This is a genomic window from Streptomyces diastatochromogenes (genome assembly GCF_002242805.1).
GTDB classification, from domain to species: Bacteria; Actinomycetota; Actinomycetes; order Streptomycetales; family Streptomycetaceae; genus Streptomyces; species Streptomyces diastatochromogenes.
The window spans coordinates 310772-326653 of sequence record NZ_MCGQ01000007.1; the positions used below are offsets into that span (position 1 = coordinate 310772).

17 protein-coding genes are annotated in these 15882 nt (G+C 71.6%); 10 read left to right on the top strand and 7 right to left on the bottom strand.

Going from position 1 to position 15882, the window contains the following annotated elements; genetic code table 11:
- Nucleotides 1-61: 61 nt before the first annotated feature.
- Both BEK98_RS05950 and BEK98_RS05955 read right to left on the bottom strand, forming a co-directional pair.
- A complete protein-coding gene (locus BEK98_RS05950) occupies nucleotides 62-1708 on the bottom strand; it encodes a hypothetical protein (protein ID WP_094215320.1) in 1647 nt (548 codons plus the stop codon).
- Nucleotides 1709-1844: 136 nt separating this feature from the next.
- Entirely contained in the window at nucleotides 1845-2504 is a 660-nt protein-coding gene (locus BEK98_RS05955; RefSeq protein ID WP_094215321.1) for a PH domain-containing protein, read from the bottom strand.
- A 137-nt stretch (nucleotides 2505-2641) separates the two neighbouring features.
- Between BEK98_RS05955 and deoC the strand changes: the two genes are divergently transcribed.
- From deoC to BEK98_RS05970, 3 genes are read left to right on the top strand one after another with little or no spacing between them, the layout of a single operon-like run.
- Nucleotides 2642-3601 carry a deoxyribose-phosphate aldolase gene (deoC, locus tag BEK98_RS05960; RefSeq protein WP_094215322.1) on the top strand — a complete coding sequence of 320 codons (960 nt, stop codon included), beginning with the start codon at nucleotides 2642-2644 and terminating at the stop codon, nucleotides 3599-3601.
- A gap of 5 nt (nucleotides 3602-3606) precedes the next feature.
- The gene (locus BEK98_RS05965) at nucleotides 3607-5043 is read left to right on the top strand and encodes an aldehyde dehydrogenase family protein (protein WP_094215323.1); all 1437 of its coding nucleotides are present in this window, start codon (nucleotides 3607-3609) and stop codon (nucleotides 5041-5043) included.
- Entirely contained in the window at nucleotides 5036-5965 is a 930-nt protein-coding gene (locus tag BEK98_RS05970; RefSeq protein WP_094215324.1) for an aldehyde dehydrogenase family protein, read from the top strand. Before BEK98_RS05965 ends, BEK98_RS05970 begins: the two co-directional genes overlap by 8 nt.
- A gap of 91 nt (nucleotides 5966-6056) precedes the next feature.
- On the opposite strand, the gene BEK98_RS05975 is transcribed toward BEK98_RS05970, so the two are convergent.
- On the bottom strand, nucleotides 6057-6479 hold the full coding sequence (locus BEK98_RS05975) for a hypothetical protein (RefSeq protein ID WP_094215325.1): 423 nt from the start codon (nucleotides 6477-6479) through the stop codon (nucleotides 6057-6059).
- 127 nt (nucleotides 6480-6606) lie between these two features.
- On the opposite strand from BEK98_RS05975, the gene BEK98_RS05980 reads away from it, so the two are divergent.
- Complete coding sequence (locus BEK98_RS05980; protein ID WP_244201763.1) at nucleotides 6607-7242, top strand: uridine kinase family protein; 636 nt, start codon at nucleotides 6607-6609, stop codon at nucleotides 7240-7242.
- Between the two features lie 158 nt (nucleotides 7243-7400).
- Here BEK98_RS05980 and BEK98_RS05985 read toward each other — a convergent pair whose 3' ends face one another.
- Nucleotides 7401-8138 carry a SigE family RNA polymerase sigma factor gene (locus tag BEK98_RS05985; protein ID WP_094215327.1) on the bottom strand — a complete coding sequence of 246 codons (738 nt, stop codon included), beginning with the start codon at nucleotides 8136-8138 and terminating at the stop codon, nucleotides 7401-7403.
- Nucleotides 8139-8367: 229 nt separating this feature from the next.
- Here BEK98_RS05985 and afsQ1 point away from each other — a divergent pair, with 229 nt between their 5' ends.
- From afsQ1 to BEK98_RS06010, 5 genes are all read left to right on the top strand, one after another.
- On the top strand, nucleotides 8368-9045 hold the full coding sequence (gene afsQ1 / locus BEK98_RS05990; protein ID WP_208643022.1) for a two-component system response regulator AfsQ1: 678 nt from the start codon (nucleotides 8368-8370) through the stop codon (nucleotides 9043-9045).
- Nucleotides 9042-10634 carry a sensor histidine kinase gene (locus BEK98_RS05995; RefSeq protein WP_094215329.1) on the top strand — a complete coding sequence of 531 codons (1593 nt, stop codon included), beginning with the start codon at nucleotides 9042-9044 and terminating at the stop codon, nucleotides 10632-10634. Before afsQ1 ends, BEK98_RS05995 begins: the two co-directional genes overlap by 4 nt.
- Complete coding sequence (locus BEK98_RS06000) at nucleotides 10631-11242, top strand: hypothetical protein (protein ID WP_094215330.1); 612 nt, start codon at nucleotides 10631-10633, stop codon at nucleotides 11240-11242. The genes BEK98_RS05995 and BEK98_RS06000 overlap by 4 nt, the downstream gene beginning before the upstream one ends.
- A gap of 93 nt (nucleotides 11243-11335) precedes the next feature.
- Nucleotides 11336-11893: a VanZ family protein gene (locus BEK98_RS06005; protein ID WP_094215331.1), complete on the top strand. Its 558-nt coding sequence runs from the start codon at nucleotides 11336-11338 to the stop codon at nucleotides 11891-11893.
- Between the two features lie 93 nt (nucleotides 11894-11986).
- On the top strand, nucleotides 11987-12190 hold the full coding sequence (locus BEK98_RS06010; protein ID WP_094215332.1) for a PspC domain-containing protein: 204 nt from the start codon (nucleotides 11987-11989) through the stop codon (nucleotides 12188-12190).
- A gap of 76 nt (nucleotides 12191-12266) precedes the next feature.
- Here BEK98_RS06010 and BEK98_RS06015 read toward each other — a convergent pair whose 3' ends face one another.
- A complete protein-coding gene (locus tag BEK98_RS06015; RefSeq protein ID WP_094215333.1) occupies nucleotides 12267-12620 on the bottom strand; it encodes an ATP-binding protein in 354 nt (117 codons plus the stop codon).
- Nucleotides 12621-12771: 151 nt separating this feature from the next.
- Nucleotides 12772-13947, bottom strand: coding sequence for an adenosine deaminase (locus BEK98_RS06020; protein ID WP_094215334.1), 1176 nt, complete (start codon nucleotides 13945-13947; stop codon nucleotides 12772-12774).
- Nucleotides 13948-14068: 121 nt separating this feature from the next.
- On the opposite strand from BEK98_RS06020, the gene BEK98_RS06025 reads away from it, so the two are divergent.
- Nucleotides 14069-14830, top strand: coding sequence for an alpha/beta hydrolase (locus BEK98_RS06025; protein WP_094215335.1), 762 nt, complete (start codon nucleotides 14069-14071; stop codon nucleotides 14828-14830).
- A 68-nt stretch (nucleotides 14831-14898) separates the two neighbouring features.
- Here the strand turns inward: BEK98_RS06025 and BEK98_RS06030 are convergent, their stop codons facing one another.
- Nucleotides 14899-15852, bottom strand: coding sequence for a LysR family transcriptional regulator (locus tag BEK98_RS06030; RefSeq protein WP_094215336.1), 954 nt, complete (start codon nucleotides 15850-15852; stop codon nucleotides 14899-14901).
- Between the last annotated feature and the right edge of the window lie 30 nt (nucleotides 15853-15882).

The following is a 15882-nucleotide window of genomic DNA, read 5'->3' on the forward strand; positions in this document are numbered from 1 at the left end:
GGGTGCCCCCGGAGTCGGGGGCACCCCTTCGCCGTACCCGGGCAGAGGCCTCCGCAGAGGCTTACGGGAGGAACACGAGGGCCGCCGTCCACGCCACGCCCAGCACCACCGCCAGCGGCCACAGCGGGCGTCCCCGGCGGCTCTCCGCGGCGCGCGCCGTCGGGCGCAGCCCGGGCTCCCGCCACAGCACGGTGATCTCGGCGGCCGTCCGCTCGTACGGGTGCAGCAGCCCGAACCGGCGCTCGAACCACGGCCAGCGCGGGGCGTGCGCCGACCACTCCGTGAAGGAGGACTGCCGGCTGCCCAGCGTCAGGTCGGTGCCCCCGCACTCGACCTTCTTCAGGTCGTCCCAGGCGATGTGCCGGATGCCGCGCAGCCCGTTGAACCACAGTCCCTCGCTGTCGGCGGTGATCCGCCAGGCGAACCAGCGCGGCAGCCGCAGGATCCCGGTGATCCAGACGGCCGCGCCGAGCAGGGAGTCCCACGCGCCGCTCGCGCCGAAGACGACGTAGTAGCCCCACAGCATCAGCAGCAGCCCGGTGAGCCAGTCGAGCAGGCCCGCCCGCCAGCGCCGTACGCCCTGCGGGGCCTCGGCGGGCGTCTCCCGGGCGACGGCGGCACGTACGGCCTGGCGCCGCTCCTCGTACGCCGCCTCGCGCGCCGCCTGCCGTGCCGCCGCTCGCCTCTCCCTCGCCAGCAGACGCCGTAGCGTCCCGTCGGACAGCGTCCGCACCGGCCCGGCCGACCGCTCCAGCAGCGGCGGCTCGCCCGGCTCCTCGGCGGCGGACACGAGCACGATCTCGGCGCCGTCGTACGGCACCCCGTACAGCACGGCCTCCCGCAACGGCCCGGGCCCCTTGCGCTCCAGCCGCGCGAGCAACTCCTCCTCGTCCTCGTCGTCCTCGTCGTCCTCGTCGTCCTTCGGGTCCAGCTCGGTGACGGCGACGGCGAACAGAGGACGCAGGGCGCCCGTGTCGTCGGCGGCGAAGACCTCCGTGTCGACGTCGGCGGACTCGCGCACGAGCACCCGCAGCACGGGCACCGGCCCGCCCCGCAGCGCCGCGGCCCGGCGCCGCCCCAGCAGCCCGGAGACGAGCAGCGTGCCGCCGAGCCCGGCCGCCGTCCAGCAGAGCGCGGCCGCGAAGCCACCGGGTACGACGAGCAGGACGACCCCGACCGCCACGGCGACGAAGAACCCGCCGCACCCGGCCTGGAACCGCCCGCGCACCACGGCCGGCCCGGCATCCGGCACCGGCGCGGTCGCACCGCCGGACACGTCCGCGGCCCGCTCCCGCTGCCGCGCCCGCGCGGCCAGCCGCAGCAGCGCCGCCGTCCAGAGCACCGCCAGGGCGAGGACACCGGCCACGGCCTGCGGCCAGGACGACGCGGGCGGCCACACCAGCACGGCGGCCGCCGGCACCGGCGCCACGACCCGCACGATCTCCGGACTCGTGACCGACCAGAGCAGATGCAGCCCGAGCAGCGCGGCGAGCCACCCGGGCCAGTCGCCGGGCCAGGTCAGCACACCGGTGACCAGCCCGGCGGCCAGCAGCCCGAGGCCGATGTGCTGCGCCCTCGCGGGCCGGGGCACCCAGCGCGGCGGCAGGGCCTCGATCCACCGGCGCGCCCGCTCACCGTCCCAGGAGGGACACCCGTCAGGCAGAGCGGACTCGGGCAGCGGCAAGGGCTGCCCAGGGCTGGTGTTCATGGACTTCCAGACTGTCGGACGGCACGGGAGGTTGCGGCCCCGGCGGTTACGCGGAGAAGCAGCCGATCATGGCCCGTACGACTGTGAGCGGGCTGGGGGTGGTGACCTCGGCGTCAGCCCCCGGCACCTGCTCCCCTCACCCCGTCGCCAGCAGCACCGCAAGCAGCACCGCTCCGGCGACCACGGGCGCGATCACCTCGTAGGCCCAGCGCACGGTCACCTCGCCCTGCGCCGACTTGGCCTGCCCGCGCCGCTCCTGGGCGGTCCGCAGGTCGTCCATGATCTGGTCGGTCTCGGCACGGGTCGGCCCGTCGTGGCCGCCGAAGCCGCCGAAGATGCCGAAGCCGGGTCCCGGGCCGGAGGACCGCCCCTCGCCCTTGGCCGCCGCCTGCGCCCGGCTCTGCTGGCGCGCCGCCTTCTTGCGGGCGCGCAGCGAGACGGGGATGGCCCACAGCTGGTACTTGGTGCCGGAGTTGTCGATGACCTCGTTGGTGTAGCCGGAGCGCAGGGAGGCGACCTCACCCCAGGGCAGGGTGATCACCCGGAACGGGTTGCGGACCCGCAGCCGGTCCTCGCCCGAGAAGACCGCCGGCCGCAGGGTGAAGGCGATCACCAGCGGGACGACCAGGATCAGCGTGGCGAGTGCGAGCCAGGGGGTGCGCCCGCCGCCGTGGACCAGCGCGTCGAAGCCCAGCCAGGCGGCCAGCGCGAGCAGCAGCACACCGGCCATGAGCGCCAGGGGCGAGCGGTAGGTCAGGTCCTTGGCGGTGGCCGACTGGTGGTCCGGGGTCGTCATGCTCCCGATTCTGCACGACGCCGACAGAACCGCCGCTATGCGCCCCCGGCCCTGCGCTCATCCGTGATCAACAGCCGGGCAATGAGCACCCGGGGCTATACAGCCGCTACGCGCGTAGATATGCTCGTCTGGTGACCATGCCCACCACTGCACCCACAGCACATGCTCTCGCTGACGTCACCGCGTCCGACAGCACGCTGCGCCGCTTCCTCCACGGGCTGCCCGGCGTCGACGCGGTCGGCCTGGAGGCGCGCGCCGCGTCTCTCGGCACCCGTTCCATCAAGACCACCGCGAAGGCGTACGCCATCGACCTCGCCATCTCGATGGTCGACCTGACGACGCTGGAAGGCGCGGACACCCCGGGCAAGGTCCGGGCGCTCGGCGCCAAGGCGGTCCACCCCGACCCGACGGACCGGACGACCCCGACCACGGCGGCCGTCTGCGTCTACCCCGACATGGTGGCCGTCGCCAAGGAGGCCGTCGCCGGCTCCGGCGTGAAGGTCGCCTCGGTGGCCACCGCCTTCCCGGCCGGCCGTGCCGCGCTCGACGTGAAGCTCGCCGACGTGCGTGACGCCGTCGCCGCCGGCGCCGACGAGATCGACATGGTCATCGACCGGGGCGCGTTCCTCGCGGGCAAGTACCTCAAGGTGTACGACGAGATCGTCGCCGTGAAGGAGGCCTGCGGGACCAGCGCCCGGCTGAAGGTCATCTTCGAGACCGGTGAGCTGTCCACGTACGACAACATCCGCCGGGCGAGCTGGCTGGGCATGCTGGCGGGCGCGGACTTCATCAAGACGTCGACCGGCAAGGTCGCCGTCAACGCGACCCCCGCCAACACCCTGCTCATGCTGGAGGCGGTGCGCGACTTCCGCGCCCAGACCGGCATCCAGGTCGGCGTGAAGCCCGCGGGCGGCATCCGCACCACCAAGGACGCCATCAAGTTCCTGGTCCTGGTCAACGAGACCGCGGGCGAGGACTGGCTGGACAACCACTGGTTCCGCTTCGGCGCCTCCTCGCTCCTGAACGATCTGCTGATGCAGCGTCAGAAGCTGGCCACCGGCCGCTACTCCGGCCCCGACTACGTGACGGTGGACTGATCACCATGGCATCCGCATTCGAGTACGCACCGGCGCCCGAGTCCCGCTCCGTCGTCGACATCGCCCCCTCCTACGGCCTCTTCATCGACGGCGAGTTCACCGAGGCGGCCGACGGCAAGGTCTTCAAGACGGTCAGCCCGTCCACCGAGGAGGTCCTCTCCGAGGTCGCCCAGGCGGGCGAGGCGGACGTCGACCGCGCGGTGAAGGCCGCCCGCAAGGCGTTCGAGAAGTGGTCGGCGCTGCCGGGCTCCGAGCGCGCCAAGTACCTGTTCCGCATCGCCCGCATCATCCAGGAGCGCAGCCGCGAGCTGGCCGTCCTGGAGACGCTGGACAACGGCAAGCCGATCAAGGAGACCCGCGACGCGGACCTCCCGCTGGTCGCCGCGCACTTCTTCTACTACGCGGGCTGGGCCGACAAGCTGGACCACGCGGGCTTCGGCGCGAACCCGCAGCCGCTGGGCGTGGCCGGCCAGGTCATCCCCTGGAACTTCCCCCTCCTCATGCTGGCGTGGAAGATCGCCCCGGCGCTGGCGACCGGCAACACGGTGGTGCTGAAGCCCGCCGAGACCACCCCCCTCTCGGCGCTCTTCTTCGCGGACATCTGCCGCCAGGCGGGCCTGCCCAAGGGTGTCGTCAACATCCTTCCGGGCTACGGCGACACGGGCGCCGCCCTCGTCTCGCACCCGGACGTGAACAAGGTCGCCTTCACCGGCTCCACGGCCGTCGGCAAGGAGATCGCGCGGACCGTCGCCGGCACCCGCAAGAAGCTCACCCTCGAACTGGGCGGCAAGGGCGCCAACATCGTCTTCGACGACGCCCCGATCGACCAGGCCGTCGAGGGCATCGTGAACGGCATCTTCTTCAACCAGGGCCAGGTCTGCTGCGCGGGCAGCCGTCTCCTGGTCCAGGAGTCGATCCAGGACGAGCTGCTGGACTCCCTCAAGCGCCGCCTGTCGACCCTGCGCCTCGGCGACCCGCTGGACAAGAACACCGACATCGGCGCGATCAACTCCGCCGAGCAGCTCTCCCGGATCACCTCGCTCGTCGAGCAGGGCGAGGCCGAGGGCGCCGAGCGCTGGTCCCCGGCCTGCGAACTGCCCTCGTCCGGCTACTGGTTCGCCCCGACGCTGTTCACGAACGTCACCCAGGCGCACACCGTCGCCCGCGACGAGATCTTCGGCCCGGTGCTGTCGGTCCTCACCTTCCGCACGCCCGACGAGGCCGTCGCCAAGGCCAACAACACCCAGTACGGCCTCTCCGCCGGCATCTGGACCGAGAAGGGCTCCCGGATCCTGGCCGTCGCGAACAAGCTGCGCGCCGGCGTCGTCTGGTCCAACACGTTCAACAAGTTCGACCCGACCTCGCCGTTCGGCGGTTACAAGGAGTCGGGCTTCGGCCGCGAGGGCGGCCGCCACGGCCTGGAGGCGTACCTCGATGTCTGAGAAGTCCGAGAAGACCGAGAAGTCCGAGAAGTCCGAGCAGCAGCGGCTCAGCGTTTTCAAGACCTACAAGCTGTACGTCGGCGGGAAGTTCCCGCGTTCCGAGAGCGGCCGGGTGTACGAGGTGACCGACTCGAAGGGCAACTGGCTGGCCAACGCTCCCCAGTCCTCCCGCAAGGACGCCCGTGACGCGGTCGTGGCCGCCCGCAAGGCGGTCGGCGGCTGGTCGGGGGCCACGGCCTACAACCGCGGCCAGATCCTCTACCGCGTCGCGGAGATGCTGGAGGGCCGCCGCGAGCAGTTCGTCCGCGAGGTGGCCGAGGCGGAGGGCCTGTCCAAGTCGAAGGCCGCCGCCCAGGTGGACGCCGCGATCGACCGCTGGGTCTGGTACGCGGGCTGGACCGACAAGATCGCCCAGGTCGTGGGCGGCGGGAACCCGGTGGCGGGCCCGTTCTTCAACCTCTCCTCGCCGGAGCCGACGGGCGTCGTGGCCGTCCTCGCCCCCCAGGAGTCCTCCTTCCTGGGCCTGGTGTCCGTGATCGCCCCGGTGATCGCGACCGGCAACACGGCGATCGTGATCGCGAGCGAGAAGTCCCCGCTCCCCGCCCTGTCGCTGGGCGAGGTGCTGGCCACCTCGGACCTGCCCGGCGGCGTGGTCAACGTCCTCTCCGGCCGTACGGCGGAGATCGCGGCGCCGCTGGCCGCGCACCAGGACGTCAACGCGATCGACCTGGCCGGCGCCGACGACGTGCTGGCCAAGGAACTGGAGATCGCCGCGGCCGACAACCTGAAGCGCGTTCTTCGTCCGCAGCCTGTGGACGACTGGTCGGCGACTCCCGGCATCGACCGCATGACGACGTTCCTGGAGACCAAGACGGTCTGGCACCCGACGGGGTCACTGGGCGCGTCGGGTTCGTCGTACTGACGGCCTGACGACCCGACGGCCCCGTAGAGCCGGAGAGCCGCGCCATCCCTCCGTCCGGGGGTGGCGCGGCTCTCCTCGTGTCCGCCGGGGTTCAGCCCAGCGGGGCGCCCGTACCACCGCCCAGCAGACCGGTCACCAGTCCCACCCCCGGCACCGCGCCGAGCGACTGCGCCTCCGCGACCGGGCCCGTCAGCATCTGCGAGCCGACCGGCTTGAAGTCGGCGAGCTGGGTGCCCACGCCGTTGTCGAGCGGGTCGACACCGGTGCCGGCGAGCGGGTTGGGCTTGAGGCCGGCGACCGGGCCGGTGACGTAGCCGACCGTGCCGGTGAGGGCCGTCAGGCCCGCCTTGGGGTCGATGTTGCCGAGTGAGGTGGGACGCCACGGCACGTCGACGACCGGGGCGGCGGCCGCGTGCGCCGTCGCCGCGCCCGCCCCCAGGGCCGCTCCGGCGGTGGCGAGGGCGATCAGGGCGCGCTGCGCGGTGGGGTGCTGGGAGGAAGCGGGTCGGGCCATCGCTGGTGCCACCTTCTGGTGCGCAGGGTAATGAGGTCAGTACGTAGGGTAGTTGAGGTGAGGCTCACGCTCAAAAGCCGACCCGCGGGGTCGGCAGGCGGCCCACCATGCGTCAAACTGGTGTTCCGTGAGCATTCATCACCCGTCCCCCGCCCGCGTCGTGCTGCTGTGCGGCCCCTCGGGCTCGGGCAAGTCACTCGTCGCCGCCCGTTCCGGGCTCCCCGTCCTGCGCCTCGACGACTTCTACAAGGAGGGCGACGACCCGACGCTGCCACTGGTGGACGGGAGTTCGGACATCGACTGGGACCATCCGGAGTCCTGGGACGCGGACGTCGCGATCGAGGCCATCTCCCGGCTGTGCGCCTCGGGCTCGACGCCCGTTCCGGTGTACGACATCGCGCTGAGCGCCCGTACCGGCGAGGAGGCGCTGCACATCGGGCGCACCCCGCTGTTCATCGCGGAGGGCATCTTCGCCGCGGAGATCGTGGAGCGCTGCCGTGACCTGGGTCTGCTGGCGGACGCGCTGTGCCTGACCCGCGGCCCGGTCACCACCTTCCGCCGGCGTTTCCTGCGCGATCTGAAGGAGGGCCGCAAGTCGGTGCCGTTCCTGCTGCGCCGCGGCTGGCGGCTGATGCGCGCGGAGCGGTCGATCGTGGCCCGCCAGGTGTCCCTGGGTGCGTATCCGTGCGACCGGGACGAGGCCCTGGGGCGGCTGACGGCAGCGGAGTGGGCCGTCGGGCACGGCAGCACAACCGCGGTCTGAGGGCCGTACGAAAACGCGAAACGGGACTGGTCAGACCCCCCGGCCCACCAGTCCCGTTCCTCTGTGCTCCCCCGTGTTCCCCCGTGGGCCCACCCCCCAGTGGTCCCCCGTTGCTCCCCCGTGTTCCCCCGAGGTCACCCCCCAGTGACCCCTGACCTTCAGGCGACCAGCTCGCCGAAGGCGTCCTCCTCGTCACGGCCGAAGCTGAGGACCTCGTCCTCGCGCAGCCGGCGGAGCGACCGCCAGATGCTGGACTTCACCGTGCCGACACTGATGTCGAGGATCTCCGCGATCTCCGGGTCCGTGCGGCCCTCGTAGTAGCGCAGGACCAGCATGGTGCGCTGGAGTTCGGGCAGCCGGGCCAGCGCCTGCCACAGGACCGCGCGCAGCTCGGTGCCGCGCATCGCGTCCGTCTCGCCGGGCGTCTCCGGCAGTTCCTCGGTCGGGTACTCGTTGAGCTTGCGGCGCCGCCAGGCGCTGATGTGCAGGTTGGTCATGGTGCGGCGCAGATAGCCGCCGACCGCCGCCTTGTCGCTGATCCGGTCCCACGCCTTGTACGTCGAGAACAGCGCGCTCTGCAGCAGGTCCTCGGCCTCGAAGCGGTCACCGGTCAGGTGGTAGGCGGTGGCGTACAGGGAGGCGCGGCGCTCCTGGACGTAGGCGGTGAACTCCGCCTCGGTCAGCGAACGGCGCTCCCCCGAGTCCTCCCTGTACGCGGATCCCCCGTGCGTTTCCCCCGTGTACGCGTCAACCACCGTCATGTAACCGGTGTGCTGACGCCCGGCGCCGCGAGCGCACCCCCGCCCGCTCACGGCGCCGGACTTCTCGGAACCCCGGTGCACGTCGTGCAGACGCGTGACAACTGCGCTGGTGCTGATGCTGTGCAGCGTGTTCATCTCGCGCTCCCCGTCGTGGACTTCCGGTGTTCGACTTGCTCGGCGTTGCTTCCTTGCCTGTGCCGAAAAGCTTGCCGAGGGACCTTCATGGCCGTGTCCGCCGACTGTCACAGACCTGTCACAGGGGTCCGGCCCAGGACCGTCACAGAGCGCGCACAGGAGGTGGCGGTAGGGAGGACCCGGCGTCGACAGGTCGTACGAGAGCCCGTCCATGGGCCAGAATGAGCCCGTGCCTTCCCTGTTGCTGATCGAGGACGACGACGCCATCCGCACGGCCCTGGAGCTCTCCCTGACGCGCCAGGGTCACCGGGTGGCCACCGCTGCCAGCGGTGAGGACGGTCTGAAGCTGCTGCGCGAGCAGCGGCCGGATCTGATCGTGCTGGATGTGATGCTGCCCGGCATCGACGGATTCGAGGTGTGCCGGCGCATCCGGCGCACCGACCAGCTGCCGATCATCCTGCTGACCGCCCGCAACGACGACATCGACGTGGTCGTGGGGCTGGAGTCCGGCGCCGACGACTATGTCGTGAAGCCGGTGCAGGGCCGGGTGCTGGACGCCCGGATCCGGGCCGTGCTGCGCCGCGGCGAGCGCGAGTCCAGCGACTCGGCAGCCTTCGGCAGCCTGGTCATCGACCGCTCCGCGATGACCGTGACCAAGAACGGCGAGGACCTGCAGCTGACGCCGACCGAGCTGAGACTGCTGCTGGAGCTGAGCCGGCGGCCCGGTCAGGCGCTGTCCCGCCAGCAGCTGCTGCGGCTGGTGTGGGAGCACGACTACCTGGGCGACTCGCGCCTGGTGGACGCGTGTGTGCAGCGGCTGCGCGCCAAGGTGGAGGACGTGCCCTCGTCCCCGACCCTGATCCGTACCGTCCGTGGTGTCGGCTACCGCCTGGACACCCCTCAGTGACCGATACGCAAGGGGGGCTGCGCGGCTGGACCGCGGGGCGCAAGGGAAACCTGTCGCGGCTGCGGTTCACCAGCCTCAGGCTGCGCCTGGTCGTCGTCTTCGGGCTGGTCGCGCTCACCGCCGCGGTGTCGGCGTCGGGCATCGCGTACTGGCTGAACCGGGAGGCCGTGCTCACCCGCGCCCAGGACGCGGTGCTGCGCGACTTCCAGCAGGAGATGCAGAACCGGGCGGGCGCGCTGCCGGTGCACCCCTCGCAGGACGAACTGCAGCACGCGGCGGGCCAGATGGCCGGCAGCAGCCAGCGGTTCAGCGTGCTGCTGGTCGCCCAGGACCCGAGCGGCAAGACGGTGTACGGCAACTCGGGCGGCATCAACGGCTTCGCGCTGGAGGACGTGCCCAGGTCGCTGCGGGCCGCGGTCAACAAGCAGCAGAAGGTGACCGACGCCAACAAGTCGCCGTACCACCTGTACTGGCAGCGGGTCGACGAGCACGGCACGCCGTACCTGGTCGCCGGTACCCGGCTGATCGGCGGCGGCCCGACGGGCTACATGGCGAAGTCGCTGGAGCCGGAGGCCAAGGACCTCAACTCGCTGGCCTGGTCGCTGGGGATCGCGACGGGCCTCGCCCTGATCGGCTCGGCGCTGCTCGCGCAGGCGGCCGCCACGACCGTGCTGAAGCCGGTGCAGCGCCTCGGTGTGGCCGCCCGGAGCCTCGGCGAGGGCAAGCTGGACACCCGGCTCAGGGTGACGGGCACGGACGAACTCGCGGATCTGTCCCGGACGTTCAACAACGCGGCCGAGGCGCTGGAGAAGCGGGTGGCCGACATGGCCGCGCGCGACGACGCGTCCCGGCGCTTCGTGGCCGACATGTCCCATGAGCTGCGGACGCCGCTGACCGCCATCACCGCCGTCACGGAGGTGCTGGAGGAGGAGCTGGAGTCCGAGGCCGGGGGCATCGACCCGATGGTCGAACCGGCCGTACGGCTGGTGGTCAGCGAGACCCGGCGGCTGAACGACCTGGTCGAGAACCTGATGGAGGTCACCCGCTTCGACGCGGGCACCGCCCGTCTGGTCCTGGACTACGTCGACATCGCCGACCAGATCACCGCCTGCATCGACGCCCGCGCCTGGCTGGACGCCGTGGAACTGGACGCCGAGCGCGGGACCCACGCCCGCCTCGACCCGCGCCGCCTGGACGTCATCCTGGCCAACCTGATCGGCAACGCGCTCAAACACGGCGGGTCTCCGGTGCGGGTGTCGGTGCGCATGGACGATGAAGAGGGCGCGGACCTGGTCATCGCGGTGCGTGACCACGGGCCCGGCATCCCCGAGGACGTCCTGCCGCACGTCTTCGACCGCTTCTACAAGGCCAGCGCCTCCCGGCCGCGCTCGGAGGGCAGCGGCCTGGGCCTGTCCATCGCCCTGGAGAACGCCCACATCCACGGCGGTGAGATCACCGCCGCCAACTCCCCCGACGGGGGTGCGGTGTTCACGCTGCGGCTGCCGCGGGACGCCTCACAACTGACGGAGGAGAACGGCGAGGGCACCAAGAACGACGAGATCGGGAACTCAGGGAAGGAGGGGTCATGAGACCAGGGACCGTACGCGGCCTGCTGGCGGCGCCCCTCCTCGCCGCGCTCCTCAGCGGGTGCGGGATCCGGCCCACCGAGGTGCCGACGGACTTCGGCGGGGCGCCCTCCCGGGTGCCGTGCACACCGTCCGGGCCCGGCGTGTCGACGCAGTCCTCGCAGGGGGTGCCCGTGCAGGTCTTCCTGCTGTGCGGCTCGTCCCTGGCCGCCGTCGACCGGACCGTCAGGGTCCCGGAGGGCACGCCGGACGAGCGGCGCCGGGTGATCGTGGCGCAGGGTCTGCTGGACCAGCTCGCCGCGTCCCCGTCGGCCGGGCAGAAGGCGGCTGGCTACACGACGTACGTGCCGGGCGGCCTGAGCGTGACCGGGCCCGGCCGCAAGGACCCGGAGGACGCGCTCCGGCTGAGCACCGCACCGGAGAAGCTCACCTCCTACGCCCTCGCCCAGGTCGTGTGCACGCTGTCCGACTCGGCGGCGACCGAGGGCGACGGCTCGGTCATCCTGGGCGGCCCGGGCACCGCCCCGCTGCGCCGCTACGAGTGCACCGACGACGTCCGCAACCGCCCGGGTACGACCGAGCCGCCGTCCGGCGAGGTCACGGCGGGCTGAGCGGCCGCAGGCGGGCGGGTGTGGCGGACGCCTCATGTACATCCGCGTGACGGATGCGGAACCGATCGTGCACAGGGGTGCGTCTAGGGGGTCGTGCAGCGTCAAGGCTCCATCGGCGGCAGCGCCGCGATCCGCATCCGTGTGACAGGGGGTGTCCTCCTCGTCGCACACCTCGGGCTCGTCGCCTGGCTGATGCTGCGTCCCCTGGACGTCCCCTGGGTGATGCCCGCCAACCTGCGCCCGCTGGCCGGCATCCGGGCCGACCTGGCGCTGGGCTGGCCCGGGGCCGCCAGACCCCTCGGCGAGGGGCTGGCCCTGCTCGCTCCGCTGGGCGTGCTGCTGCCGATGGCCGGCCGCCTCGACGTCTCCCCGCTCACCTCCCTGGTCCGCACGACGGCCACGGGTGCCCTGATCTCGCTGGGCATCGCCCTGCTGCAGACGGGGGTGCCCGGCAGGGTCGTGGACGTCGACTCGCTGCTGCTGAACACCGTGGGCGTGATCCTGGCCCACCTGGCGGTGGTGCCCGCGGGCCGGGCCTGGCTGCGGCGCCGGGACGAGCGTGGACCCCGCGAGGCGGAGCAGGTCACCGTCCAGGAGGACGTCCCTCAGGGTCGGACCCCGACGATTCCCAGGGTCGGGATCGCCCCGTAGAGCGACGCTTCGTCCCGTTCGTCTCCGTAGTGTGGAAGACAGTTGAGGCGATCGACCGGAGAGCCTCACCCGACGCTCACCGAGGAGCCGCAGATGTCCAGCCTCGCCCGTCCCACCCACGGCCGCATGATCGGCGGAGTGTGTGCCGCGCTGGCGCGGCGCTTCGGCACCTCCGCGACGACGATGCGGGTGATCTTCCTGCTGTCCTGTCTGCTCCCCGGCCCCCAGTTCCTGCTCTACATAGCGCTGTGGATCCTGCTGCCGGCGGAGGACAAGGCCAAGGCCACCGCCTGGTGAGTCCGGGCACGCGAACGCCGCTGGGGCGCTCCGGACTGCTCCGGGGCGCCCCAGCGGCGTCGTACGCGTGGCGGTGTCAGCCGAGCGGGATGCCGTTCACCGGCAGGCCGTGCGTGGGCAGGCCCTGCACCGGCAGTCCGCCGAGCAGCCCGGCGACCGGCGCGGCGGGCCCGTCGGCGAGGACCCTCTCGACGGTCGGCTGCGCGGCGGCCAGGCCGGCACCGAGGGCACCCTGCCCCTGGGCGAGCGCCTCACCGGCGCCCGGCAGCGCCTTGCCGACGTTCTCGGCGGGCAGCGTCTTGGTGACGGTGTCCAGGGCCTGCGTCGCGTCCGGGACGGCCGGGGCCGCGTTGGCGGCGCCCGCGCCGACGGCGGCGAAAGCGGCACCGAGGGCGGCGACACCGAGGGTCTTGGCAGCAGACTGCTTCATGGTGAATGCGTCCTTGAATCCGGAGACGGGAGATCACAAACGATCTGAGCGGTCCACGACCGTAAACATGCCGGACCGCCCGCCGCAAACACCGAAATACGGACGACTTGTGAAAGCCCGTCCGCATTCCGTGCCGCCGGTCGCCCCGCCGCTACCCCTCGGAACCGGAAGAACCGCTGGTGGAGGCGGTCTGCTGGAACAGCCACTCGGATTTCAGTTCTGCATATCCGGGCTTGACCACGTCATTGATCATCGCGAGTCGTTCATCGAAAGGAATGAACGCTGATTTCATCGCATTGACGGAGAACCATGCCAGGTCGTCGAGCGTATAACCGAACGCCTCGACGAGATGCTCGAATTCCCGGCTCATGCTGGTGTGCGACATCAGCCGGTTGTCGGTGTTGACCGTCGCCCGGAAGTGCAGCCGCCGCAGCAGCCCGATCGGGTGCTCGGCGTAGGAAGAGGCCGCCCCGGTCTGCAGGTTGGAGCTGGGGCACATCTCCAGCGGGATGCGCTTGTCACGGACGTACGACGCCAGCCGCCCGAGCCGCACCGAGCCGTCCTCGCGGACCTCGATGTCGTCGATGATCCGCACCCCGTGCCCGAGCCGGTCCGCACCGCACCACTGCAGCGCCTGCCAGATGGACGGCAGCCCGAAGGCCTCACCGGCGTGGATGGTGAAGTGGTTGTTCTCGCGCTTGAGGTACTCGAACGCGTCCAGGTGCCGGGTGGGCGGGTAGCCGGCCTCGGCGCCGGCGATGTCGAAGCCGACCACGCCCAGATCCCGGTAGCGGTTGGCGAGTTCGGCGATCTCCAGGGCGCGGGCGGCGTGCCGCATGGCGGTCAGCAGGGCGCCGACCCGGATGCGGTGGCCGTTCTGCCGGGCGAGCCGCTCGCCCTGCCGGAAGCCCTCGTTGACCGCCTCGACGACCTCTTCGAGGCTCAGCCCGGCCTCCAGGTGCTGCTCGGGCGCGTACCGCACCTCCGCGTAGACGACCCCGTCCTCGGCGAGGTCCTCGGCGCACTCCCGGGCGACGCGGACGAGCGCCTCCCGGGTCTGCATCACACCGACGGTGTGCGAGAAGGTCTCCAGATACCGTTCCAACGAGCCGGAATCGGCCGCTTCGCGGAACCAGATGCCCAGCTTGTCGGGGTCGGTCTCGGGGAGCTGGGAGTAGCCCGCCTCCTGGGCGAGTTCGACGACGGTTCCGGGGCGGAGCCCGCCGTCGAGATGATCGTGCAGCAGAACCTTGGGGGCCCGGCGGATCTGGTCCGGCGTCGGGACGTGCGTCGGGACGGTCCCAGTCGGTGCAGTCTGGCTCGTCATTGCCGCACTGTAACGCCTACGCGCGTAGAGAGCCGCTGTACGGCATGTACTTTTCCGTCGATATTTAACGGTGACCGCACGGACGGGTTTCGTACACCGAGCCTTCTGACACTGTTCTGTCATGGGACAGCAAGCGACGCCGGTCCGAACGGCCAGGCTGGCAAAGGCAGTCGGCCCGGAGCCGACGACAGTGAGCGGAGCGGTGCTGCTGCTCCCCGGGGGCGAGGAGGTCTCCGCCCGCAGGCCGTCGCTCATCCAGGCGACGGCCTTCGTCCGCTCCCTCGGCCGCAGGTTCGCCCGCGCGGGCCGCGCGGAGGGGCTGGCTGTCCATACCGTCCACTACCGCTACCGGGGCTGGAACGGCAGCGAGGCGCATCTCGCGGGGGACGCGGAGTGGGCCGCAGATGAGGTCGTACGGCGGTACGGGGACGTTCCCGTGTGTCTCGTCGGACTCGACATGGGCGGACGGGCTGCGCTGCGGGCGGGCGGGCACGAGGCGGTGAACTCGGTGATCGCGCTTGCCCCCTGGCTGCCGGAGGAGGACGTGGCCGCGGCCGCCGAGCCGGTGAAGCAGCTGGTGGGACGGCGGGTGCTGATCGTGCACGGCACGAACGACGAACGGACCGATCCCGAGCTGTCGTTCCGGCTGGCGGCTCGGGCGAAGAAGGTGAACCGGGATGTGTGCCGGTTCGAAGTGCACTCCGACGGCCATGGGTTGCATCAGCACCGGGATGAAGTGCTGTCGCTTGCGGTGGACTTCGTGATGGGGGCGTTGTTCGGGTGTTCGGTGTCTCGGCCTGTGGAGGATGCGTTGGCTGCTCCGCCGCCTATCGGTTTGAGGATGCCGTTGGCTGCGGGGTTCGGTAGGTCGTTGAGGCGGTAGCGCCGTTGGGTGTCGGTGGTTGTCGGGGTGCGGGTGCGTTGTGGTTGATCGCGCGGTTCCCCGCGCCCCTAGGTGGGGAGCAGGTTCCCTCTTCTGGAAAGCAAGAACTTCTTGAAGGCGGCCACGGGTGGGGTGTCCGGGCGGTCGGCCAGCCAGGCGACGCCGATTTCGCGGGCCGCCTTGGGGGCTGTCACCGTCAGTTCCACGACGCCCGGTCTGGGGACGGTCGGGGGAGGCAGGAGGGCGACTCCCAGGCCCGCCGCCACCAGGCCCCGTAGGGTTTCCGCCTCCTCGCCCTCGAAGGCCACCCTGGGGCGGAAGCCCGCCTGGGTGCAGAGGTCGTCGGTGATGCGGCGCAGGCCGTAACCCGGTTCCAGGGTGACGAAGGTTTCGTCGGCGGCCTCGGCCAGGCGGATGCGGCGGCGGGCGGCGAGGCGGTGGTCGGCCGGGACGACGAGACGCAGCTTCTGTTCGTCCAGGCGGCGGGCCACGAGGTCGGGTGCGTCGGGGACCGGAGAGGTGAGGCAGAGGTCCAGCTCTCCCGCGCGCAGCCGCTCCAGCATGGCCTCGCCGTAGTTCTGGACGAGACTGAAGCGGATGCGCGGGTGGTCGGCGCGGAAGGCGTGCAGCAGGCCGGGTACGGTCTCGGCGCCCATGGTGTGCAGGAAGCCGAAGGCGACCTTGCCGGTGGCCGGGTCGGCGTCGGCGCGGACCTCCTCGGCGGCGCGCTCGACCTCGGCGAGGGCACGTTCGACGGAGGCGAGGAAGGTGCGGCCGGCGGTGGTGAGGGAAACCGTACGGCCGTGGCGGGCGAACAGGTCGACACCCAGGTCCTGCTCCAGGCGGGCCATCGCGCGCGAGAGGGTCGACTGGGGGACGTTCATCTCGTGGGCGGCCCGGGTGACGTGCTCGGTGCGGGCGACGCCGGCGAAGTACGCGAGGCGGGGCGCCAGCAACAGCGCCATGTCTTCTGTGTCACTGGACGGTGACAGGCGGGCCTGTGAGCTTTGCTGATGCACCATGGGAACGATTATGGCCAATCCATGCATTGG

What these genes read in the sequence shown, in the direction of transcription:
- deoC (WP_094215322.1), top strand. Translation starts at nt 2,642, where the DNA reads ATGCCCACCACTGCACCCACAGCACATGCTCTCGCTGACGTCACCGCG.
- BEK98_RS06030 (WP_094215336.1), bottom strand. Translation starts at nt 15,852, where the DNA reads ATGGTGCATCAGCAAAGCTCACAGGCCCGCCTGTCACCGTCCAGTGAC.
- BEK98_RS05965 (WP_094215323.1), top strand. Translation starts at nt 3,607, where the DNA reads ATGGCATCCGCATTCGAGTACGCACCGGCGCCCGAGTCCCGCTCCGTC.
- BEK98_RS06020 (WP_094215334.1), bottom strand. Translation starts at nt 13,947, where the DNA reads ATGACGAGCCAGACTGCACCGACTGGGACCGTCCCGACGCACGTCCCG.
- BEK98_RS05985 (WP_094215327.1), bottom strand. Translation starts at nt 8,138, where the DNA reads ATGAACACGCTGCACAGCATCAGCACCAGCGCAGTTGTCACGCGTCTG.
- BEK98_RS06025 (WP_094215335.1), top strand. Translation starts at nt 14,069, where the DNA reads ATGGGACAGCAAGCGACGCCGGTCCGAACGGCCAGGCTGGCAAAGGCA.
- BEK98_RS06000 (WP_094215330.1), top strand. Translation starts at nt 10,631, where the DNA reads ATGAGACCAGGGACCGTACGCGGCCTGCTGGCGGCGCCCCTCCTCGCC.
- BEK98_RS05975 (WP_094215325.1), bottom strand. Translation starts at nt 6,479, where the DNA reads ATGGCCCGACCCGCTTCCTCCCAGCACCCCACCGCGCAGCGCGCCCTG.
- BEK98_RS06010 (WP_094215332.1), top strand. Translation starts at nt 11,987, where the DNA reads ATGTCCAGCCTCGCCCGTCCCACCCACGGCCGCATGATCGGCGGAGTG.
- BEK98_RS05950 (WP_094215320.1), bottom strand. Translation starts at nt 1,708, where the DNA reads ATGAACACCAGCCCTGGGCAGCCCTTGCCGCTGCCCGAGTCCGCTCTG.
- BEK98_RS06015 (WP_094215333.1), bottom strand. Translation starts at nt 12,620, where the DNA reads ATGAAGCAGTCTGCTGCCAAGACCCTCGGTGTCGCCGCCCTCGGTGCC.
- BEK98_RS05955 (WP_094215321.1), bottom strand. Translation starts at nt 2,504, where the DNA reads ATGACGACCCCGGACCACCAGTCGGCCACCGCCAAGGACCTGACCTAC.
- BEK98_RS05970 (WP_094215324.1), top strand. Translation starts at nt 5,036, where the DNA reads ATGTCTGAGAAGTCCGAGAAGACCGAGAAGTCCGAGAAGTCCGAGCAG.